General features: G+C 69.1%; 1 pseudogene. It reads left to right on the top strand.

The annotated features are described in order from the left end of the window. Nucleotides 1-278, top strand: a pseudogene (locus EN804_RS36920) (peptidase M15); the annotation flags it as partial.

Below are 278 nucleotides of genomic sequence, written 5' to 3'. Positions count from 1 at the left end.
CTCGTCAGTGCCGTCAATCACAATGGCCGCCGCGTCGTCGGCGTCGTGCTGGGCGGCAAGACCGCGCGCAGCCGCGATGCCCAGATGGCTGCACTTCTCGACAAGGCCGTGCCGCAGGCATCGAGGGGCCGCAACACCGAACAGCTCGTCGCCAGTGCCAAAGTCAGCCGCACCTTCGATGTTGCCGCCGCCGTGCCGCCGGCTGCCGTGCCGCTGCCGATGTTCGCCGAGCGCCGGGCAGATCCGGTTGCCATGCAGATTGCCACCGCAAACGCCGA

This window comes from Mesorhizobium sp. M8A.F.Ca.ET.161.01.1.1, from assembly GCF_004792105.1.
In the GTDB taxonomy this organism is placed as follows: Bacteria; Pseudomonadota; Alphaproteobacteria; order Rhizobiales; family Rhizobiaceae; genus Mesorhizobium.
The sequence above is the reverse complement of the archived record's forward strand: the minus strand, read 5'-3'. Positions and strand labels throughout refer to the sequence as shown.